The sequence below is a fragment of the Pseudomonas sp. B21-035 genome (assembly GCF_024748945.1).
Lineage (GTDB): Bacteria > Pseudomonadota > Gammaproteobacteria > Pseudomonadales > Pseudomonadaceae > Aquipseudomonas.
This window is the reverse complement of sequence record NZ_CP087179.1, coordinates 1,672,357-1,692,006: the sequence shown is the minus strand read 5'-3', so window position 1 is coordinate 1,692,006 and position 19,650 is coordinate 1,672,357. Positions and strand designations below refer to the sequence as shown.

At 61.8% G+C, this 19,650-nt stretch carries 20 protein-coding genes; all 20 read right to left on the bottom strand.

Features of this window, described 5'->3' with window-relative positions; translation table 11 throughout:
* Nucleotides 1-6: 6 nt before the first annotated feature.
* Complete coding sequence (fliL, locus tag LOY22_RS07810; protein WP_045200300.1) at nucleotides 7-501, bottom strand: flagellar basal body-associated protein FliL; 495 nt, start codon at nucleotides 499-501, stop codon at nucleotides 7-9.
* Nucleotides 502-608: 107 nt separating this feature from the next.
* Nucleotides 609-1,907, bottom strand: a complete 1,299-nt coding sequence (locus LOY22_RS07805) for a flagellar hook-length control protein FliK (RefSeq protein WP_213602057.1) — start codon at nucleotides 1,905-1,907, stop codon at nucleotides 609-611.
* Nucleotides 1,908-1,986: 79 nt separating this feature from the next.
* Entirely contained in the window at nucleotides 1,987-2,334 is a 348-nt protein-coding gene (locus LOY22_RS07800) for an Hpt domain-containing protein (RefSeq protein ID WP_045200296.1), read from the bottom strand.
* A 25-nt stretch (nucleotides 2,335-2,359) separates the two neighbouring features.
* A complete protein-coding gene (locus LOY22_RS07795; RefSeq protein ID WP_258597047.1) occupies nucleotides 2,360-4,075 on the bottom strand; it encodes a fused response regulator/phosphatase in 1,716 nt (571 codons plus the stop codon).
* The gene (locus tag LOY22_RS07790) at nucleotides 4,072-4,377 is read right to left on the bottom strand and encodes an STAS domain-containing protein (protein ID WP_045200292.1); all 306 of its coding nucleotides are present in this window, start codon (nucleotides 4,375-4,377) and stop codon (nucleotides 4,072-4,074) included. The genes LOY22_RS07795 and LOY22_RS07790 overlap by 4 nt, the downstream gene beginning before the upstream one ends.
* A gap of 93 nt (nucleotides 4,378-4,470) precedes the next feature.
* Nucleotides 4,471-4,923, bottom strand: a complete 453-nt coding sequence (gene fliJ / locus LOY22_RS07785; RefSeq protein WP_045200290.1) for a flagellar export protein FliJ — start codon at nucleotides 4,921-4,923, stop codon at nucleotides 4,471-4,473.
* Nucleotides 4,924-4,929: 6 nt separating this feature from the next.
* On the bottom strand, nucleotides 4,930-6,294 hold the full coding sequence (gene fliI, locus LOY22_RS07780; RefSeq protein WP_093385605.1) for a flagellar protein export ATPase FliI: 1,365 nt from the start codon (nucleotides 6,292-6,294) through the stop codon (nucleotides 4,930-4,932).
* Entirely contained in the window at nucleotides 6,284-7,045 is a 762-nt protein-coding gene (gene fliH, locus LOY22_RS07775; RefSeq protein ID WP_093385609.1) for a flagellar assembly protein FliH, read from the bottom strand. Before fliH ends, fliI begins: the two co-directional genes overlap by 11 nt.
* 84 nt (nucleotides 7,046-7,129) lie before the next feature.
* The gene (fliG, locus tag LOY22_RS07770) at nucleotides 7,130-8,149 is read right to left on the bottom strand and encodes a flagellar motor switch protein FliG (protein ID WP_045189054.1); all 1,020 of its coding nucleotides are present in this window, start codon (nucleotides 8,147-8,149) and stop codon (nucleotides 7,130-7,132) included.
* Complete coding sequence (gene fliF / locus LOY22_RS07765) at nucleotides 8,142-9,923, bottom strand: flagellar basal-body MS-ring/collar protein FliF (protein WP_045200285.1); 1,782 nt, start codon at nucleotides 9,921-9,923, stop codon at nucleotides 8,142-8,144. The genes fliG and fliF overlap by 8 nt, the downstream gene beginning before the upstream one ends.
* Before the next feature lie 15 nt (nucleotides 9,924-9,938).
* Nucleotides 9,939-10,265: a flagellar hook-basal body complex protein FliE gene (fliE, locus tag LOY22_RS07760; protein ID WP_045200283.1), complete on the bottom strand. Its 327-nt coding sequence runs from the start codon at nucleotides 10,263-10,265 to the stop codon at nucleotides 9,939-9,941.
* 120 nt (nucleotides 10,266-10,385) lie between these two features.
* Entirely contained in the window at nucleotides 10,386-11,765 is a 1,380-nt protein-coding gene (locus tag LOY22_RS07755) for a sigma-54 dependent transcriptional regulator (protein ID WP_045200281.1), read from the bottom strand.
* Nucleotides 11,765-12,976 carry a PAS domain-containing sensor histidine kinase gene (locus LOY22_RS07750; protein WP_045200279.1) on the bottom strand — a complete coding sequence of 404 codons (1,212 nt, stop codon included), beginning with the start codon at nucleotides 12,974-12,976 and terminating at the stop codon, nucleotides 11,765-11,767. Before LOY22_RS07750 ends, LOY22_RS07755 begins: the two co-directional genes overlap by 1 nt.
* Nucleotides 12,977-13,180: 204 nt before the next feature.
* On the bottom strand, nucleotides 13,181-14,656 hold the full coding sequence (gene fleQ, locus LOY22_RS07745) for a transcriptional regulator FleQ (protein ID WP_038996385.1): 1,476 nt from the start codon (nucleotides 14,654-14,656) through the stop codon (nucleotides 13,181-13,183).
* A 170-nt stretch (nucleotides 14,657-14,826) separates the two neighbouring features.
* Nucleotides 14,827-15,123, bottom strand: a complete 297-nt coding sequence (locus LOY22_RS07740; RefSeq protein ID WP_045200277.1) for a flagellar protein FliT — start codon at nucleotides 15,121-15,123, stop codon at nucleotides 14,827-14,829.
* A gap of 9 nt (nucleotides 15,124-15,132) precedes the next feature.
* Nucleotides 15,133-15,528: a flagellar export chaperone FliS gene (gene fliS / locus LOY22_RS07735; protein WP_045200275.1), complete on the bottom strand. Its 396-nt coding sequence runs from the start codon at nucleotides 15,526-15,528 to the stop codon at nucleotides 15,133-15,135.
* Between the two features lie 133 nt (nucleotides 15,529-15,661).
* Nucleotides 15,662-17,062: a flagellar filament capping protein FliD gene (fliD, locus tag LOY22_RS07730; protein ID WP_093385614.1), complete on the bottom strand. Its 1,401-nt coding sequence runs from the start codon at nucleotides 17,060-17,062 to the stop codon at nucleotides 15,662-15,664.
* Between the two features lie 71 nt (nucleotides 17,063-17,133).
* Nucleotides 17,134-17,499 carry a flagellar protein FlaG gene (locus tag LOY22_RS07725; RefSeq protein WP_093385619.1) on the bottom strand — a complete coding sequence of 122 codons (366 nt, stop codon included), beginning with the start codon at nucleotides 17,497-17,499 and terminating at the stop codon, nucleotides 17,134-17,136.
* Nucleotides 17,500-17,570: 71 nt separating this feature from the next.
* Entirely contained in the window at nucleotides 17,571-18,419 is an 849-nt protein-coding gene (locus LOY22_RS07720; RefSeq protein ID WP_045200267.1) for a flagellin domain-containing protein, read from the bottom strand.
* 256 nt (nucleotides 18,420-18,675) lie between these two features.
* Complete coding sequence (locus LOY22_RS07715; protein WP_093385623.1) at nucleotides 18,676-19,605, bottom strand: ketoacyl-ACP synthase III; 930 nt, start codon at nucleotides 19,603-19,605, stop codon at nucleotides 18,676-18,678.
* Nucleotides 19,606-19,650: the final 45 nt, after the last annotated feature.

Here is a 19,650-nt window from a genome sequence, read left to right as displayed (position 1 = left end):
GGGCTCCTACTGCAATACGAAATTGGTGAACAGCAACTGGTCGATGACCGGCTTGCCGACTTCCTTCTGCGCCACTTCCTGGACACTGGCAGTGGCCTTCTGGCGCAGCATTTCCTGGCCGACCGGGCTGGACAGGGTGTCGAAGCCCTGGCCCGAGAACATCATGACCAGGTTGTTGCGAATCACCGGCATATGCACCTTGAGGGCATCCAGCGCTGCCTGGTCACGCCCCTGCATGGTGATGCTCACCTGCATGTAGCGCTGGCGGCCGTTCTGGTTGAAGTTGACCACGAAGGCCGGTGCCAGCGGCTCGTAGATCGCTGCCGGCTTGAGGTTGGCCAGGGCCGGATCGACCGCAGGCTTATCCTCGGACTTGTGCAGGAAGAACCAGGTGGCGCCGACCGACAGGCCGATGGCAAGCAGCAATGCCAGCACCAACAGCAGGATCAGCTTGAGTTTGCCTGTAGCGGCGGGGTCTTTCTCTGCTTCGCTCTTCGCCATGCCAATAATCCGTCATTCATCGGAGATTTCAGTCACATGGCGAGGGTTGAGCAAGTGTTATGCCAACCTGGAAAAGCAAGGTCGGCCAGCACAAAGAGCACAGCCAATCAGGCGTAGTAATCCACCGCGCTGGAACCCACAACCGACTGCTGCTCGACCGGCATTGCACCTGGAGCGATTTCAGCGGACTCAGCGGATTCACCAGCTTCATTACGCCGTGCGGCCACGCCACTGAGTTTCGGCGTATCCTGGGCGCCCTGCTGCTGGCCACCACGGGACTGGTCAGCGACGTTGACGTCCGGCTGGCCGAGCCCCTGCTGGGCAAACATTTCCTTGAGCCGGTGCACCTGGTTTTCCAGCGCCTCGCGCACCCCGGCGTGACCACTGACAAAGGTCACCTGGGCCTGCTGTTCCGGCGCCAGGTTGACGCGGATGTCCAGGCGCCCGAGCTCGGCCGGCTCAAGCTTGATATCGGCCGATTTCAGGTTCTGGCTGGACAGGTACATGACCCGGTTGACCAGGCCTTCGGTCCAGCCGCCCTGGTTCATCGCCAACGGCTGCTGCAGCGGCGTGGCCACCGGCACGGCATTGGCGGTCTTGGCCGTGGCGGCCAGGGTCAGGTTGCTCAGGCGCTCGGCAAAGTTGTCGACACGCGTATCGCTGGAGGCGCTCTTGAGGTCCTTGAGGCCATCATCGAGCAGGCCACTGAAGGCTTTTTCACCCGGCTCGCCTGATTCGGCATCGGCACCTGGCTTGTCCAGCAGGGCCGCCAGTGTATTGACGGCAGGCTGCGCCGTCGGCGCTTCAGGCTGGGCATTGCCGGCCTTGCCAGCGGCATGGGCAGACGTAGTGCCCTGGGCCTGGGCACTTTGCTCAAGGGCCAGGCGCAAGGCTGGCAGGTCAGACAGCGGATCGGCCTCAGGATCGAATTCGGGCGCTTCGGCTACCGGCTGGGCCGGCGCCGCAGCCACCTGCAATTGTGCTGCCGCAGCCTGAATCACCGGCGCCACGGCTTCAGCCTGGGCCTGGATCAATTGCGCGCCGGGCTGGGCGTCGGTCACTTGACCCGCCACCAGGCTGGGGTCAAGCAGGGTGGGATCAGCCACCAGCGCCGGATCGACCTCGGTGCTGTCCTGCTCCTCAGGCAAACTATTGCCGCTGTCGGCAACCTTCGACGAATCAGCGGCCGTTTTATTGCCGCTGCCCGGGGCGGTGACGACCTTCTCAGGCACAGGCGCGTCCTTGGTGCCTGCAGTCGTCTCGCGAGACTGCTTGGCATACACATCGGAAAAGCCAGACGCCTTGTCGTTAGAGGCCTGCAGCGATTTATCCGGCGCACCGGCAGTGGCGCGCGACGGCTTCGCCACGGCACTGGCTTGCAACAGGGGGTTGGAGGCGACAGGCATGCAGGAGTCTCCGCTACAGAAGTCGTAATCGTGAATTAGCGAAGACTACGCAAAACTCGCGCCAGGTTTGCCCTCGCGCTCAACCAATCGATACTCGCTGGCGTTCGTCGTGGTAAAGGTCACGAACGGCCGCATACTCGCGATCGATCTGGTTGATCAGGTCTTCGATGCCTTGCAGCGGGCCGTGATTGACGCGGTCTTCGAGCTGCCTGCACAACTCGGCCAACGCTACCGCCCCCATATTGCTGCTACTGCCCTTGAAACTGTGCGCGGCATGCGCCAGCTCGTCGGCGTTCTTCGCCTCATGCAATTGACTGAGGCGTTTTTCGGAATCTTCAAGAAAGGTTTCCAGCAAGTACAGGTAGCCATCTTCCATGACCTCCTGCAAGTCGCTGAGCACCTTGCGATCGATGTGAATGTCGGACACTTGCTCACTCCTTGATCAAGTTGGATTATGCCAGAGCCTCCCAGGCGAACTCCACGCATGCGCGGCGCCCCTCGTCGGCCCATTCGGCACGCCGGCTCAACCGGCGTATGAGGGTCAGACCGCGTCCGCACAACCCTTGTTCGGACACAGGCCTGGCCAGCACTTTACTCACATTGAAGCCCTTGCCGCTATCTTCGACTTCAATCTTCAGACGCCCGCCTTGGCGATCCGGCTCGACCCGAAGGAACACGCGGATGAAGCCCTCGTTCAACGCCTGCAGGCGCTCGTCGCGCATCTGATAGTAGGCGGCAAAGCCCTGCGCATCGCGCTTTAACGCCGAGTCCAGCCCCAGCACGCCGTGTTCCAGGGCATTGGAATACAGCTCGGTGAGGACACTGTGCAACGCCCCGCTCTGAGCCCGCAAACCGTGTATTTCCTGCAACAGCTGTAGCAAATAAGGTAATGGATTGAAACGTTTTAGCGTGTCGGCGCGAAACTCGAACTGCAGCGACCAGTCCAGCGGACTGGACTGCCCACTGTCAGAATAGATCACCGGCAGCGGCGACAACAGTTGCGGTTCGACCACCTCGATATCCAGCAGGCTGACATCATCGCGCGAGCGACCACGAAACGCTTCCAGCGCCTGCAGCACCTCCTCGAACAACAGTGCCGGCTGTCGATTGGCACTCAGCACCCGACGCAGGCGCTCGACACCGAACAGCTGGTCATTGTCATCACTGGTATCGACCACGCCGTCAGACAACAGAAACAGGCGCTCGCCCAGGGCCAACGGCAGCACCTGGGTGGCATCATCAAAGCGCTCCGGCGCCAGGATACCCAAGGGCAAATGGCGCGACACCAACGCCACAGGCTCACCCCCACCGGCGGGCAACAGATAGCCGTCGGGCATGCCACCATTCCAGACCTCGACCACCCGCCGCTGAAAACTCAGGTTGAGCAACAATGCACAACAGAACATGTCCACCGGCAGGATGCGCTTGAGCTTGGCGTTCATCTCGCGCAGGGTTTCGGCCAGGCCGTAACCCTTGGCTGTCATGCCATAGAACACCTCGGCCAGGGGCATCGCCCCCACCGCCGCCGGCAAGCCGTGGCCGGTGAAGTCGCCGAGCAGCACATGCATGTCACCTGCCGGCGTGAAGGCGGCCAACAGCAAGTCGCCATTGAACAGGGCATAAGGTGACTGCAGGTAACGGATGTTCGGCGCACTCAGGCAACCGGCATGGGCCACCTGGTCGAACACCGCCTTGGCGACCCGCTGCTCGTTGAGCAGATGAGTGTGATGGCGGGCAAGCTGGTCACGCTGCTCCAGCACCGTGGCCTGCAGCCGGCGCATACGCTCCATCGCCTTGATTTTGGCGGCCAGGATCACCGGGCTGTAGGGTTTTGCCAGAAAATCGTCGCCACCTGCCTCCAGGCAACGGACCAGCGCCTGTTCTTCGCTAAGCGAAGTGAGAAAGATGATCGGCACCAGCGCTTCACCGGCCAGCGCCTTGATCTGGCGCGCCGCCTCGAAACCATCCATGACCGGCATCAGCGCATCGAGCAGGACCATGTGCGGGCGCTGCGCGGCGAACAGCGCCACCGCCTGCTCGCCATTTTCGGCAGTGAGCACCTGATGCCCCTGTTTGCGCACAAGGGTGGCCAGCAACAAACGATCAGCAGCACCATCCTCGGCGATCAGGATGGTGAGCGCCTCGAAAACATGGGCTGGCTGGTTCAACTGATGTCGAACAGCTTGTCGAAGTTGGAAATGGCGAGGATCTTTCGCACATCGGAGCTGGTGTTGACCACACGGATTTCCGAGTCGTCGCCGCCGACGTGGTCACGCAGCAGCAACAGCATGCCCAGGGCCGAACTGTCCAGATAGGTGGCCTCCTTGAGGTCGACGACCACTGAGTCCGGCATGTTCTGCTTGAGCTCGTAAGCCTGGCGAAATTCCAGGTGCTTGCCAAAGTCAAAACGCCCCCTGACCTTGATCGTCAGTTTTTTCCCATCCGGGGATACTTCAGATACAACTGCCATGTCGATGATTCCTTCCATTGCGACGATTGCAGACACCTAGAAGGTTTAGCAGCCCCACCCCCCGGCAGCAAGCACTGCCGACCAAAGCACGCTTCAGTAGCGATCGTGGCGCGGCAGGCGCTGGGACAGTTCATCGAGCAGTTTTTGTTCGCGCTTGTCTTCCACCATGCGCGCCTCGTCGATGTAGCGCTGCACCAGCTTGCGCAAGCCCTCGACCCGGGCATAGGCCTGCTGCCAGGTGCCGCGGGCGTTCTTCAGATTGTTCTGGTGCCAGGCCAGGCTTTGGCGCTGCTGGGTCATGGCAGTTTCCAGCTGGCCGAGAAAGCTCTGGTAGTTGACCAGCCAGCTACCGGACACGCCCTGCCCACCGCGGTTGATCCACTGCAACTGGTAGTCTTCGCGAAAACGGTCAAGTTCGCTGAGCTTGGCCTGGGCCATGTTCACTTGCTGCTGGAATTGCCCCAGGCGCTGGGCGGCCTGGCGCTCGGCGTTTTCCGCCATCTCCACCACCGGCGCCAGACGCGCGGCACGGCTTGGCTGGGCCATGGCCTATCAGCCGCCTGCCGCAGGCAAGGGGGCAAACACGCCAGCCAGGTGCTCGCGGCTTTGCTGCATGCCGACGTTGTCGTTCAGGCCCTGGCGCAGGAAGTGCACCAGGCGCGGCTGCAGGGTAATGGCAAGGTCGGTCTCGGCGTCTCCACCGGCGACATAAGCGCCGACGCTGATCAAGTCGCGGCTTTGCGACAGGCGCGACCACAGCTGCTTGAACTGCTGCGCTTCGGTCATCTGCTCGGGGCTGACCACCTGTGGCATGACCCGGCTAATCGAAGCTTCGATATCGATGGCCGGGTAATGCCCCTCCTCGGCCAGGCGCCGGGACAGCACGATGTGGCCGTCGAGCACGCCCCGCGCCGAGTCGGCAATCGGATCCTGCTGATCGTCGCCCTCGGACAATACGGTATAGAACGCGGTGATCGAGCCACCACCGGCTTCGCCATTACCCGCACGCTCAACCAGCTTGGGCAGCTTGGCGAACACCGACGGTGGATAGCCCTTGGTCGCTGGCGGCTCACCAATAGCCAAGGCAATTTCCCGCTGGGCCTGGGCGAAACGGGTCAGCGAATCCATCAGCAACAGGACATTCTTGCCCTTGTCGCGAAAGTACTCGGCAATGCGCGTGCAGTACATGGCCGCGCGCAAGCGCATCAGCGGCGCATCGTCGGCGGGCGAGGCCACCACCACCGAGCGCTTGAGGCCTTCTTCGCCAAGAATATGCTCGATGAATTCCTTGACCTCGCGGCCGCGCTCACCGATCAAGCCGACGACGATAATGTCCGCCTCGGTAAAGCGGGTCATCATGCCCAGCAGCACACTCTTGCCCACGCCGGTACCGGCGAACAGGCCCAGGCGCTGACCGCGGCCAACCGTCAACAAACCGTTGATGCTGCGGATGCCGACGTCCAGCGGCTGGCTGATCGGGTCGCGGTTGAGCGGGTTGATGGTCGGGCCGTCCATGGGCACCCAGTCTTCGGCTTTCATCCCGCCCTTGCCGTCCAGGGCACGACCGGCGCCGTCAAGCACCCGGCCAAGCATGCTCATGCCCATGGGCAGGCGTCCACTGTCAGCCAATGGCACCACGCGCGCCCCAGGGGCGATGCCGGCAACGCTGCCGACCGGCATGAGGAACACCTTGCCGCCGGCAAAACCCATGACCTCGGCCTCGACCCGCACCGGGTGATAGCTGTCGTCATTGATCACCACGCAGCGGCTACCAACCGCCGCGCGCAGGCCTTCGGCCTCGAGGGTCAGGCCGACCATGCGTAGCAGGCGGCCCTCGACCACCGGCTGAGACGGCAAATTGACGGCGTCGGCATACGCCCCCAGGCGCTTGCCGAAACTGGTTCGTTCAAGGCGCATCAGGGGCATCCAGCTCAACCTGCACATCCGCCGCTGCCGGGTGCAGGCTTTGGTCATGGAGCTGATCGAACAATTGCGCCATGGCCTTTTCGATACGGGTTTCCATGCTGGCATCGATACGGCTGTGATCAGTCTCGATGCGACAGCCTCCTGGCAGCAGGGCTTCGTCTTCGAGCAGCTTCCAGCGCTCCTCGTGACGCTCGCGCAGGGCTTTGACCTGCTCGAAGTCCTGCGGATTGATATGGATGCGGATGTTCTCGGCACCCATCGGCAGCAACTTCAGGGCTTCACGCAGTACCTGGCCGATCTGGCTGGAATCGCTGCGCAGCTCGCGGCCGATGACCTCGCGGGCGATGTGCCCGACCAGGTGGACCACGGCCTTTTCGATCTGGCTGTCTTGTTCGGCGATGGGTTCGAGCAGGTGGGTCATCACCTGTTCGAGGCTGGCCAGCTTGGCGCTCAGGGCCTCTTCGGCTTCCTGGCGAACCTTGAGCTGAGTGCTGTGAAAACCCTCGCGCTCGCCGGTGGCAAAGCCTTCGTTGTAGGCTTCCTGGCGAATGCTTTCAAGCTCTTCGAGGGTCAGTGGCTGGACTTCTTCCAGCGGCACTTCTTCGATTTCGTCCTGAACCGCTTCGGGCTCCGGTTCAGGCTCAGGCTCTGGTTCCGGGTCGAAACTGGGCAGCGCCCAGCGGTCGAAGCCCTCGACGTCGTTAGCGCGAATCAGTTCACTCAGGTGCTCGTTGGTTGACATGATTGCACGCACTCGTAAAGCATCGCGGGTCAAGCCCGCTCCCACAGGAGCGCTGTGGGAGCGGGCTTGACCCGCGATAAGGTCTTAGATCATCTCTTCGCCGCCCTTGCCACCGAGCACGATTTCTCCGGCTTCGGCCATACGGCGGGCGATGGTGAGGATTTCCTTTTGCGCCGTCTCGACGTCGCTGACGCGCACCGGGCCCTTGGCCTCGAGGTCGTCGCGCAGCAGCTCGGAGGCACGTTTGGACATGTTCTTGAAGATCTTCTCCTTGACCTTCTCGTCGGCGCCCTTGAGCGACACCACCAGCACGTCGGAAGACACTTCGCGCAGCAGCGCCTGGATACCGCGGTCGTCGACATCGGCCAGGTTGTTGAAGACGAACATCAAGTCTTCGATCTGCTCGGAGAGGTCGCCGTCGATGTCGCGGATCGCGTCCATCAGCTGGCCTTCGACGGAGCTGTCGAGGAAGTTCATGATGTCCGCGGCACGCTTGATACCACCCAGGGTGGTGCGCGCGGCATTGGAGTTGCCCGAGAACTGCTTCTCGAGGATCTGGTTCAGCTCCTTGAGCGCCGCCGGCTGGACGGTATTGAGCGACGAGACGCGCAGGATGATGTCCAGACGCACCTTGTGGTCGAAGTTGCCCAGCACTTCACCGGCCTGGTCCGGGTCCAGGTAAGCCACGACGATGGCCTGGATCTGCGGGTGCTCGTAGCGAATGACATCGGCAACCGCGCGCGGCTCCATCCACTTGAGGCTGTCCAGGCCGCTGGTGTTGCCACCGAGCAGGATGCGGTCGATCAGGCCGTTGGCCTTGTCCTCGCCCAGGGCCTGGGTGAGCATCTTGCGGATATAGCCGTCGGAACCGACGCCAAGGCTGGTCTGGTCGCCGACGATCTCGACAAACTCGCTCATCACCTGCTCGACCTGCTCGCGATGGACGTTGCCCATCTGCGCCATGGCCACGCCGACCCGCTGCACTTCCTTGGGGCCCATGTGCCGCAGCACCTGCGCGGCATCGGTTTCACCCAGCGACAGCAGCAGGATCGCAGCCTTGTCGACACGGGTCAGTTTGGCGGTAAGGGCTCGGTTATCACTCATCGGCGTTGATCCACTCTTTCACGACCTGGGCCACGCGACCCGGGTCTTCGGCCACCAGGCTCTTGATTGCATTGAGCTGTGCGTCATAACCCTCGCTCGGGCTTGGCAGCAGAATGCTTTGCGGACCACCCAGGCTGACGCGGTCGTTGGCCAGCTCGCCATCCAGACCGAGCATGCCGCCCAGTTCCATGTCGCCATCGGCACCGGCGCCTTGCTTGCCATTGCCGGTGATGTTGTTAAGTACCGGACGCAGCACGCCGAACACCAGGACGAGGATGAACAGTACGCCCATGACCTGCTTGATGATGTCCCAGAACCACGGCTGCGAATAGAACGGAATCTCGGCAATTACCTCGCCACGGTCGGCGGCGAACGGCACGTTGATCACGCTGACACTGTCACCACGGCTGGCATCGAAGCCCACCGCGTCCTGCACCAGGCGGGTAAAGCGTGCCAGGTCTTCGGCAGCCCACGGGGTGCGCGCGGCATCGCCGGTGGCCGGGTCGACCTTGAGCTGGTCATCGACCACCACCGCCACCGACAGGCGGGTCAAGCGGCCCTGCTGCTGGCGGGTGTGGCTGATGGAACGGTCAAGCTCGAAGTTCTTGGTCGACTGCTGACGCTTGTCGGCCGGGTACGGTGCAAGCATCGGCTGGCCGGTGGCCGGGTCCATGATCTGCTGGCCGTTGGCATCGAGCAGCGGCTGGCCAGGCTGGATGGCGCTGGCGGCGGTTTGCGTGCCACCGGTGGTTTGCGGAGCCGAGGCCGGGCCGGGCGGCTGGTTGCTGAGGGCACCAGGCACGCCCTGCGGGCCCATGCTGCTGGAGCGCTGTTCGTTGACCGACTGCTCGCTGCGCAGCGCCGGCTGGTCAGGGTTGAACTGCTCGGAGGTGGATTCGACCGCGCTGAAGTCAACGTCCGCCGATACTTCGGCCTTGTAGCGGTCGTTGCCCAGCACCGGCTGGAGAATGTTGTGCACACGCTGGGTGAGCAGGCCTTCCATGCGGCGGCTGTAGTCGAACTGCTTGCCGGCCATGGTCAGCTCGGAATTCTCGACCTGATCGGAGAGCAGGTTGCCCTTCTGGTCGACCACGGTGACCTGGGACTTGTTCAGTTCCGGCACGCTGGTCGCCACCAGGTTGACGATGGCCATCACCTGACCGGCTTCCAGGGCGCGGCCCGGGTACAGCTCGACCAGTACCGAAGCACTTGGCTTGCGCTCGTCACGGACGAACACCGAGCTCTTCGGGATCGCCAGGTGCACGCGTGCACCCTTGACGTTGTTGAGGCTGGAAATGGTCCGCGCCAGTTCGCCTTCCAGGCCACGACGGTAACGGGTGGCTTCCATGAACTGGCTGGTGCCCAGGCCCTGCTCCTTGTCGAGGATCTCGAAACCGACATTGCCATCGCTCGGCGCCACGCCGGCGGCTGCCAGCTTCAGGCGGGCACGGGAAATATCGTCGGCCTTGACCAGCAAGGCGCCGGAATTGGGTTCGACGTTGTAGGGGATATCGGCAGCGGCCAGGGTCTCCATGACCTGCTTGGTGTCCATGCCGGCCAGGCTGCCGTACAGCGGCCGGTAGTCCGGTTGCTGCGACCACAGCACCACGGCAAAGCCGATCGCCACGCTGGCGGCCAGACCGACCAGCAGGCCGACCTGACGCAGCATGGGCATCTGCGAGATGTTTTCCAGGAACGACATGCCGAACAACGGCGGCTTGGGCGCTGCTGCGCTGCTTTTCGCGGGCACGTTATCGACGACTGCTTCGGCCATGACTCAATCTCGCCCTTATACCGGCATCTGCATGATGTCTTGATAGGCCTGCACCAGCTTGTTACGCACCTGGGTCAAGGCCTGGAACGACACAGTGGCTTTTTGCGAAGCGATCATCACGTCGGTCAGGTCAACCCCGCTCTTGCCGATTTCGAAGGCGCTGGCCAGCTGCGAGGAAGCCTGCTGGGTGTCGTTGACCTTGTTGACGGCCTGGCCGAGCATGTCGGCAAAACTGCTGGAGCCGACCTCAGGCGCAGCGGCAGCCTTCGGCATCGACATGGCGTCCATTTGCATGGCCCGCATGTCCAACATCAATCGATTAAATTCAACACCTTGGCTCATGGACTTCTCTCTCCGACGGCCCGCATTTTTTTGACACTCACGCAGCGGATAGGCAGGACATAGCAACAAGAGTGCCAGCTCTGCCCGCGGCCCGAACAAAAACTCTAATTCATTAATGGCTCAGCTGGCGTACAGGCTGGCCTCGACATCCATGCCGGCATCACGCATCTGCGCCAGCTTGTAGCGCAGGGTGCGCGGGCTGATGCCCAGGCGCTCGGCGGCCTCCTTGCGACGACCGCGCTCGGCGCGCAAGGTGTCGATGATCATCTGGAACTCATGGCGACGCATGTCATCACCCAGACCGCCCGCCGCCTCGGTTTCAATATTCGGCACGACTGCGGCGACCGGCGCTGCAGCGAACATCGGCAGGACCCCGGCGAGACAGAAATCCGCCGCTTCGATCACCCCACCCTGCTGCAGGATCAAGGCACGCTGAATGGCGTTGTCCAGTTCGCGTACGTTGCCCGGCCAGGCATAACCTTGCAGACACGCCTGAGCATCAGGCGAGAGTCGAACCGGGGCATGCTTCATTTTATTGACGTGGCGCGCCAGCAATCGCTCGGCCAGCGGCAGAATATCGGCGCTACGTTCGCGCAGCGGCTTCCACGCCAGCGGGAACACCGACAGGCGATAGAACAAGTCTTCACGAAAACGCCCCGCCGCCACCTCGCCGGCCAGGTCACGGTTGGTGGTGGCGACCACGCGAATGTCCAGGGCAATCGGCTTGCGCCCGCCAACCCGCTCCACCTCACGCTCCTGCAACACCCGCAGCAGCTTGGCCTGCAAGCCCAGGGGCATTTCGGAAATCTCGTCGAGCAGCAAGGTGCCGCCATCGGCCTGTTCAAATTTGCCGGCCTGGGCGGCGATGGCGCCGGTGAACGAGCCTTTCTCATGACCGAACAGGGTGGCTTCGAGCATGTTGTCGGGGATCGCCGCACAGTTGATCGCCACGAACGGCTGCTCGGCGCGCAGGGACTGCTGATGTATGTAGCGCGCCAGCACCTCTTTGCCAGTGCCTGACTCGCCGGAGATCAGCACAGTCGAATCGCTGCGCGCAACCCGCGCCGCCAGCTCCAGCAACTGCGCACTGGCAGGCTCGCGCGCCACCGGTCCGTCGCCTTCGCCCGCCGCAGCCACCCCCAGAGCATGGCGTGCCACCAGCTCAAGCAATGCCTTGGGCTCAAATGGCTTGACCAGGTAATCGGCCGCGCCCTGGCGCATGGCCTCGACCGCGCGCTCGACGGCGGCATGCGCGGTCATCAGCAACACCGGCAACTGCGGCTGGCGCGCGCGCAGCAGGGCCAGTAACTGATGGCCGTCCATGCCGGGCATGTTCACGTCACTGACCACCAGGCTGAACGCCTCGCCAGCGACCACTTCCAGTGCTTCTTCGGCCGAACCTACGGCCTGGTAGGCAAAGCCGCCCAGCTCCAGGGTATCGGCCAGTGCCTGCCTCAGGGCGCGGTCATCTTCGACCAGCAGCACCTTGATTGCTTTCATTACTCTGCCTCCACCGACTGCGCGCCGATCAGCGGCAGGCTGATCCGGGCGCAGGTGCCGCGACCGGGTCGCGAACGTAATTGCAAACTGCCCTGGTGGGCCCTTGCCACCGCCTTGACTACCGCCAGACCGAGCCCGGTGCCGGTAGCCTTGGTGGTCAGGAATGGCTCGCCCAGGCGCGCCAGCAAGGCACTGTCGATACCGGCGCCGGCATCACTGATACACAGGTGCAAGACCTGCTCGCGCCGGTATAGGTGAACCTTGAGCCGCGCAGGCTCGCCACTGGCCTGCAGGGCGTTTTCGATCAGGTTGAGCATGGCGCCGACCAGGGTGTCGCGGTTGCACAGCAACTCGCCCAGGTGACTGTCGCACTGCCAGCGCACCGCATGACCCTGAACATGGGTCTGCGCCGCCTGCTGCAGGGCCTGGAACAATGCCTTGGGTGTCAGCCGATCGGTCAGCGGCAACTCGCCGCGGGCGAACACCAGCATGTCGCGCACCTGGTGCTCGAGCTCGTGCAGGCGCTCCTTGAGGTTGCCGGCAAAGCGTTGCTGGGTTTCCACCGGCAAGTTCTGCTCGGCCAGGTGGCTGGCGTAGAGCATGGCCGCCGACAAAGGCGTGCGGATCTGGTGGGCCAGCGACGCAACCATGCGCCCCAGCGACGACAAGCGCTGGTGGCGGGCCAGTTGGTCCTGCAGGTGACGGGTTTCGGTCAGGTCATTGAGCAGTACCAACTGCCCGGGCTCGGCATCCAGCGAGCGGGTGGCAATCGACAGGCGCCGGCCATCACGCAGCGACACTTCATGACCGTCATCCTCGCGCGGAGCAAAGCTGCGAGCGATCACTTCACGCCACAACTCACCCACCAGCGGTTCGCCCAACAGGTCGCTGGCGGCGGGGTTGGCCTCACGCACCCGGCCCAGGCCATCGATAACGATCACCCCGCCCGGCAGCAGGGCCAGCAGGTTCTGCAGGCGGTTGGCCAGGCGCTCCTTCTCGGCAAGCTCGGCCATGCGCTGGGCGCTGACCACCGCCAGCTCGCCCTTGAGCTCGGTAACCCGGGCTTCGAGCAGGCTATAGGACTCACTAAGCTGGCTGGAAACCTGGTCGAACATGGCAAAGGCCTGCTCAAGACCAAGGCGGCTTTCCTGTTCGGCGGCGTTCGGCCCCTTCGGTTCAGGGACACAGGAGATGGTGGCGACCTGGGGCATCATGCTCTCTCGCGTGGCTGACCGTCATAAAACGGTGTGTTGCCTGCGATATAGCAATAGCCGTGCCGGATAGTTTGGGTGTGGCGGCGAGGAAACCAGCGAGGTGGCAGCAAAGGCCGATGGGACGGGCGTTACAGCCCCTTGAAAGATAGGGTTATTAGCCATGATGAGCGCATTGCGCGACTCACCATGGCCACCCAGGCGTCAATCCTCCGCCTGCTCATCCCCTTCGCGGCGGCTCATGCCGTACTTGCGCATCTTCTCCACCAGGGTGGTGCGACGAATGCGCAGGCGCTCGGCAGCGCGGGCGACGATACCGTTGGCATCATCCAGCGCCTGCTGGATCAGGCCCTGCTCCAGGCCACCGAGGTAGTCCTTGAGGTCCAGGCCTTCAGGCGGCAGCATCGCATGGCTGGCGAAGTTCGGCGTATGGCCGTTGATGGCCACGCGCTCTTCGAGGTCCGAGCGCAGGCTGTCGACCAGTTGCTCGTCTTCGTCGTCGACGTAGCGGAATTTCTTCGGCAGCTCCGACACGCCGATCACCCCGTACGGGTGCATGATCGCCATGCGCTCGACCAGGTTGGCCAGCTCGCGGACGTTGCCCGGCCAGCCGTGCCGGCACAGCGACATGATCGCGGCCGAGTTGAAGCGGATCGAACCGCGCTTCTCGTGCTCCATGCGCGAGATCAGCTCGTTCATCAGCAGCGGGATGTCCTCGACGCGCTCGCGCAGCGGGGCCATCTCGATGGGGAAGACGTTGAGGCGGTAGTACAGGTCTTCGCGAAAGGTCCCCACCTCGATCATGCTTTCGAGGTTCTTGTGGGTCGCGGCGATGATGCGTACATCGATGCTCTGGGTCTTGTTGCTACCCACGCGCTCGAAGGTGCGTTCCTGCAGCACGCGCAGCAGCTTGACCTGCATCGGCAACGGCATGTCGCCGATCTCGTCGAGGAACAGGGTGCCGCCGTTGGCCAGCTCGAAACGCCCGGCACGGCTGGTAATCGCCCCGGTAAAGGCACCCTTCTCGTGGCCGAACAGTTCGCTTTCCAGCAGCTCGGCCGGAATCGCCCCGCAGTTGACCGGCACGAACGGCGCTTCGCGGCGCTTGGAGTGGTAGTGCAGGTTACGCGCAACCACCTCCTTGCCGGTGCCCGACTCACCGAGGATCAGCACGCTGGCGTCGGTATCGGCCACTTGCTGCATCATCTGGCGCACGTGCTGGATCGCCCGACTGGTGCCGACCAGGCTGCGGAACAGATTGGGTTCGCGCTGGCGGCCGCGCTCGCGGGCCTGGTCGTACATCTCGCGATAGACCTGGGCACGGTGCAGCGAATCGAGCAATTTGCTGTAGCTCGGCGGCATTTCGAGGTTGGAGAGTACGCGACGGCGCAGGTCGTCCGGCAGCTCGGCAGAAGAAATTTCGCCCAGAAGCAGAACCGGAAGGAACTCATCCCATCCAGCCACTGTCTTAAGCAAGCCCATCAGACTTGCCGGAGCATTCACGGTCCCGATCAGGACACAGAGCACTTCACGACTGGATGACAACGACTCGACAACCTGCTGCCAGTCATGGCTCGAGCAGGGCAGATTTTCTTCGCCAAGAAAATTCAACACTACCGCCAGATCACGGCGGCGAGCGCTATCGTCATCGATCAGGAGAATTTTGGTTTCACGCCACATGCAATAACAACTTCCCTAGTCATCTCGGCGCCCTTGTAAGGGCAAGCTCGACATCATTCCGACTGAACGGTCAGTGTTCGGACGTCTGAAATTAGAAAACAGCCACTAGTTAAGTCAAAAAACCGTACATAGTCAAATTTATGGCGCACTGCTTTTTGTTTTGCCCAGTTTCAGCTGAACAAATGGTATACCTTTGCCGCGTTTTTGGCTTGTCGGATCTGCGTCATCTCATCGACTATTGATTGACGCTCCCCACTTGCAACTTCAATTAATTCCTTGTAGACGCCCAGCAACTCCTCGAGCTTGCTGCGCAGCGTCAGCTCATCCACCGACGCTTCGGCCAGCACATCGTCCACGCACAGACGGCAACTGACGTCGAGCTCGCTGATCGCCTCCCAGTCACGACTGGCCAGGGCACCCAGCAATGCCTCGCGGGTTTGTTCGATACGTTCGAGCACGACACTCATTGCAATCTCCTAGGCGTCGGCGAGTTGATCGCCGATCGCGTCCCAGCCTTCCTTGACGGTAATCAGCAGGCGCGCCACTTCGTTGAGGATTTCCGGATCGTTCTGCACATTCGCCTCGACCAGGCGCTTGCTCATGTACGAATACAGGTTATCCAGATCGGTCAGCGAATCGGCGTGGTTTTCCAGGTCCAGGCCTTCACGCAAACCGCCGACAATACCGATGGCCTTGCCGATCAGGATGCCGCGCTGGGCCACGTCGTTACGCGCCATGGCACCCTTGGCCTGGGCAATGCGATCAAGACCGCCCTGCATCAGCATCTGCACCAGACGATGCGGGCTGGCCACGGAGGTCTGGGCCACGCCGTTGACTTTCTGGTACTGCCGAAGGGCCAACATCGGATTCATGTTCTACCTCGTCACCGCAAAAAAGGTTTCATATACCGCTTGTATCGCCTGCGTGTCAAAAAACTTTAGCGCGTACGGCAAAAAGCCCGGAGTCCCCCTAGGGGTACTGCCGGGCTTCTGGCACAACGCCGAATCAGGAGTTTTTCTGCTGCGCCTCGATCGAGGCGAACATCGAGGCGATGTTCTTGCGCTGGGCTTCGAGCTTGCCCACCAGGGTATCCATGGCCACGTAGCGCTTGGTCAGGGATTCGGTCAGCGAAGTGATGCGCCGGTCCAGGGCCAGCTGCTGGTTGTCGAGGTCCTTTTGCAGCTTGTCCAGGCCAGCCTTGCGGGTGTCGAGGATGCCACCTGTCTGCAGGTACGGCTCGACCGCCTTGGTCATGTGCGCGAACACGCCTTCAGTGCCGGTGAACAGCTCCTGCACGTCCGGGCCGAGCTTCTTGTCCTTCATCGCGGCATCGTACTTGGTGGAGTTGAACTCCAGGGTACCGTCCTTTGCCGTGTTAATGCCCAGCTGGCTGAGGGTGGTCAGACGACCACTGCCCGACTCGGTCGCCAGTTGCTTGCGCAAGTCCGACAGCATCGAGCGCGTGGTCGGATCGTTGGTCAGCGGCCCGAGCACAGTCTTGCCATCAGCGTCCTTGGACACCGCCGTCAGGCTGTTGGCCGCCTTGACCAGGGTGTTGTAGGCATCGACAAAGTTCTGCACCGAGGCCTTCAGGCCGGCAGTGTTTTCACCGACCGTTACCTTGATAGGCTTGTCAGTGGCAGTAATCTGCAGCAGCTCCAGGCTCATGCCACTGATTGCGCCGTCGACGGTATTGGACTTGCTGGTAACCTTCAGGCCGTCGATGCTCAGCTCGGCGTCCTGGGCGAGGCCGTCGATGTAGCCGGCACCATCACCGTTCATTTTGGTAGTACCGTTGATCTTCAGCTCGGCGATACCGTCGACTGAAATATCGGTACCCTCACCGGTCTTGGTCGAGCTGAAGACCAGGCGCGAGCCGTCCTTGCCATTGACGATGTTGGCAGTGATGCCCTGCTCGGCCAGCGACGAGTTGATCGAGTCGCGAACCGATTGCAAGGTCGCACCTGCCCCCACCTTCACAGTGTGGATCACGCCATCCTGGGTAATGGTCAGGTCGCCTTCAGGGATCGAAGTGCTGGCCCCGCCGGTAAAGTTCTGGCTGGCCACCTTGGACGCGGTCGCCAGCTTGTCGACCAGAACGGTGTAGGTACCGGGCACCGCCTTGTTGTTCGACGTGGCCTTGACCGTGGTGTCACTGCTGGAGGTCGCGGTGTAGGCACTGAAGGCTGGCGCCTTCGGATCGTTGAGCTTTTTCATCGCTTCCTGGTAAACAGAAAGCGCACTCTTGAGCGACGCTACCCCGGAAAGCATGGCCGTGTTGTTGGCGGTCTGGCGTTTGATCTGGTTCGCCTTGGGACCGGTGTCCGCCTTGACAAGCACATCAACGATCTTGTTGATGTCTACCCCGGAACCCAGACCGACACTCGGTAAAATTGTACTCGCCATTGCTACTCCCTCATGGTTGCGCGCCGCCCTAGCCTTGTCAGACTAGCGAACTTGCCGCTCAGCCGCCAGCATCAGGCCTTGGCGTTGAACAGCAGGCTGTTTACATCGCTCAGACTGTGAGCGATCTTCAACGCCTCTTCCGAAGGAAGTTGGCGGATCAGCTCTCCGGTCTCGCTGGCGATGACTTTAACTATAATTCGGCCGGATTCTTCATCCGTGGAAAATTCAAGGTTACGTCGCGATGAAGCAAGGAATTTCTCGATATCCTTGACCGCGTTCTTGACCTTCTCAGCTTCGGACAGCCCCTTGTCGGTAGCTTCCTTGACTGGCGTGATGGCTTCAACTGCCGCTACAGGCTTGGCCGCAGGGCGTTCGGTGGTCGGCTCGACCGGCTTCACCGTCGGGTACGACAGGTTCAGCTTGACGCTCATATCCATGTCACCACCTCTCAATGCAAAAGGCGGAGGAGCGCCTTGAATGCACTCCCCCGCCGATAACCACTAGGTGATTAGCCCAGCAGCTTCAGTACCGCCGACGGCAGTTGGTTGGCCTGGGCCAGAACCGAAGTCGAAGCTTGTTGCAGAGTTTGCTGCTTGGTCATCTGAGCAGTTTCAGCGGCGAAGTCGGTATCTTGTACGCGACCACGAGCAGCTTCAGCGTTCTCGTTGATGTTTTGCAGGTTGTTGATGGTGCTGGTCATACGGTTCTGCACCGCACCCAGGTCAGCACGAGCGGTACCGATCTTCGCCAGAGCGGAGTCGATCGCGCCCATGGCAGCCGAGAAGTTGGTCTGGGCAGTGGTGCTGTCGCTACCGGCGATGGTGATGGCGCTGGTGATACCCAGGTCGCTGGCCAGGAACTTGGCGCTCAGGTCGATGCTGATCTGGTTTTCGCCGCCAGTGTTGGAACCAACCTGGAAGGTCATGGTGCTAGCCGAACCGTCCAGCAGGTTTTTGCCGTTCAGCTGGGTGGACTGGGCGATACGAGTCAGTTCCGCAGACATCTGCTTGAACTCGTTGTCCAGCGAGGTACGGTTAGTCGAATCGTTCGAGTCGTTTCGCGATTGCAGAGCCAGTTCACGCATACGCTGCAGGATGTTGACCTGCTCTTGCATCGCGCCTTCAGCGGTCTGGGCGATCGAGATACCGTCGTTGGCGTTTTTGATTGCCATGGTCTGACCGCGGATCTGCGAGGTCATACGGGTAGAGATCTGCAGGCCGGCGGCGTCGTCTTTGGCGCTGTTGATTTTCAGGCCGGAGGACAGACGGCTCATCGAGGTGCTCAGAGCGTCGGAAGCGCGGTTCAGGTTCTTCTGAACGCCCAGGGAGGTAGTGTTGGTGTTAACGGTTAATGCCATGACGAATTCCTCGTGTTTGGGATACTGCGGCTTCCGGCCCTGGCATCCGCCGGGTGTGGCCTAGAGAACCTTCGTAATAGTTATCGTCGTCTGGCGCGGTTGCTTTAGGGGTTTTTGCAAATTTTTTAATGGCACCCTGCCACCCCAATGAAATCAAGGGTTTGACGCCAAAAAAACACTTACCCATAAATGCTGGAGATAAAAAAAAGCGCCACCGGGCAACCGGCAGCGCTCTATTTTCAGGCTGGCGCAGAAATCAGTCGTTGCGCTCGATAATCGCCGAGCCCCACGAAAGACCTACACCGAAACCGCTCAAGGCAACGCGCTGGTGGCGCGAACCGAGCACGTGCTTCTCAAGCAGCAAGGGAATGCTCGACGACACGGTGTTACCCGTCTCGACCATGTCCTTGACGAATTTGTCCGGGTCATCTTCGAAGCGCCGGGCGACGGCGTCGACAATCGCCGCACTGCCCTGGTGGATACAGAACAGGTCGATGTCAGCCGGTGCCAACTGGCTTTCGCCCAACAGCTCATGCAGGTGCGCCGGCACCTTGAGCAAGGCAAAGTTGAACACCTGGCGACCGTTCATGAAGAACACCCCGTCACTGACCTTCAGGTGCGCAGCGCCGCCGCCGTCAGTACCGAACTTGGCCTTGCCCAGCTGCCACTGGGCGCCCTCGCCCATCCAGGTAACAGTCGCGGCATCACCAAACAGCATGGTGGTGTTGCGGTCTTCAGGGTCGACGATCTTCGAGTAAGGGTCAGCGGTGATCAGCAGACCGTTTTTCAGCCCCGCCGCCTCCATGAAGCCTTTCATGGCATACAAGCCGTAGACATAGCCCGAGCAGCCCAGGGAAATATCGAAGGCCGCCACGTGGGTCGGCAGGCCCAGTTTGTCCTGGACGATGGCTGCAGTGTGCGGCAAACCTTCTTCGTCGCCGTTCTGGGTAACGACAATCAGGGCGTCGATGGACTCAGGCACCAGGCTCGGATTGGCAGCGAACAGGGCCTTTACCGCCTCCACACACAGGTCGGAGGTTTCCTGGCCTGCGTCTTTGCGCGGCAGGAAGGTCGAACCGATCTTGCCGAGAATGAATTCCTGGTCCTTGGCGAATTTCGCACCCTGGGCGTAGTTGTCCACACCCTCGACAGGTACGTAACTCGCAATGCTTTTGATGCCAATCATTGTGGCTTCCCGATAGATATGCGGATTTTCACGGGCACTGGAACC

What these genes read in the sequence shown, in the direction of transcription:
- fliS (WP_045200275.1), bottom strand. Translation starts at nt 15,528, where the DNA reads ATGAATCCGATGTTGGCCCTTCGGCAGTACCAGAAAGTCAACGGCGTG.
- fliF (WP_045200285.1), bottom strand. Translation starts at nt 9,923, where the DNA reads ATGGCCGAAGCAGTCGTCGATAACGTGCCCGCGAAAAGCAGCGCAGCA.
- LOY22_RS07740 (WP_045200277.1), bottom strand. Translation starts at nt 15,123, where the DNA reads ATGAGTGTCGTGCTCGAACGTATCGAACAAACCCGCGAGGCATTGCTG.
- fliH (WP_093385609.1), bottom strand. Translation starts at nt 7,045, where the DNA reads ATGTCAACCAACGAGCACCTGAGTGAACTGATTCGCGCTAACGACGTC.
- fliG (WP_045189054.1), bottom strand. Translation starts at nt 8,149, where the DNA reads ATGAGTGATAACCGAGCCCTTACCGCCAAACTGACCCGTGTCGACAAG.
- LOY22_RS07805 (WP_213602057.1), bottom strand. Translation starts at nt 1,907, where the DNA reads ATGCCTGTCGCCTCCAACCCCCTGTTGCAAGCCAGTGCCGTGGCGAAG.
- LOY22_RS07790 (WP_045200292.1), bottom strand. Translation starts at nt 4,377, where the DNA reads ATGGCAGTTGTATCTGAAGTATCCCCGGATGGGAAAAAACTGACGATC.
- fliD (WP_093385614.1), bottom strand. Translation starts at nt 17,062, where the DNA reads ATGGCGAGTACAATTTTACCGAGTGTCGGTCTGGGTTCCGGGGTAGAC.
- fliI (WP_093385605.1), bottom strand. Translation starts at nt 6,294, where the DNA reads ATGCGCCTTGAACGAACCAGTTTCGGCAAGCGCCTGGGGGCGTATGCC.
- fliJ (WP_045200290.1), bottom strand. Translation starts at nt 4,923, where the DNA reads ATGGCCCAGCCAAGCCGTGCCGCGCGTCTGGCGCCGGTGGTGGAGATG.
- LOY22_RS07715 (WP_093385623.1), bottom strand. Translation starts at nt 19,605, where the DNA reads ATGATTGGCATCAAAAGCATTGCGAGTTACGTACCTGTCGAGGGTGTG.
- LOY22_RS07725 (WP_093385619.1), bottom strand. Translation starts at nt 17,499, where the DNA reads ATGGATATGAGCGTCAAGCTGAACCTGTCGTACCCGACGGTGAAGCCG.
- LOY22_RS07750 (WP_045200279.1), bottom strand. Translation starts at nt 12,976, where the DNA reads ATGCCCCAGGTCGCCACCATCTCCTGTGTCCCTGAACCGAAGGGGCCG.
- LOY22_RS07755 (WP_045200281.1), bottom strand. Translation starts at nt 11,765, where the DNA reads ATGAAAGCAATCAAGGTGCTGCTGGTCGAAGATGACCGCGCCCTGAGG.
- fliE (WP_045200283.1), bottom strand. Translation starts at nt 10,265, where the DNA reads ATGAGCCAAGGTGTTGAATTTAATCGATTGATGTTGGACATGCGGGCC.
- fliL (WP_045200300.1), bottom strand. Translation starts at nt 501, where the DNA reads ATGGCGAAGAGCGAAGCAGAGAAAGACCCCGCCGCTACAGGCAAACTC.
- LOY22_RS07720 (WP_045200267.1), bottom strand. Translation starts at nt 18,419, where the DNA reads ATGGCATTAACCGTTAACACCAACACTACCTCCCTGGGCGTTCAGAAG.
- fleQ (WP_038996385.1), bottom strand. Translation starts at nt 14,656, where the DNA reads ATGTGGCGTGAAACCAAAATTCTCCTGATCGATGACGATAGCGCTCGC.